We start from the raw sequence: 218 nt of genomic DNA on the forward strand, positions 1-218 counted from the left end.
TAATGGTATCAAAAAAGGAGATATAGGTATTAGCAATGGTATCATTCAAGCTATTGCTACAGAGAATCAACTTGAAGGAAAAGAAGTCATAGAATACACTGATGAATTCATTTACCCTGGTTTTATCGATTCACACGTCCATGCTTATTCAAACCCTGATGAAGGAATGGATAGAATGACTGCAGCTGCTGCACATGGCGGGGTTACAACTGTTATTG

At 38.1% G+C, this 218-nt stretch carries 1 pseudogene; it reads left to right on the top strand.

Annotation, left to right across the window (positions count from 1 at the left end):
* Positions 1 to 218 (top strand): annotated as a pseudogene (locus HMPREF3029_RS04925) (amidohydrolase family protein); the annotation flags it as partial.

The organism is Nosocomiicoccus sp. HMSC059G07 (assembly GCF_001815515.1).
GTDB lineage: Bacteria > Bacillota > Bacilli > Staphylococcales > Salinicoccaceae > Nosocomiicoccus > Nosocomiicoccus ampullae_A.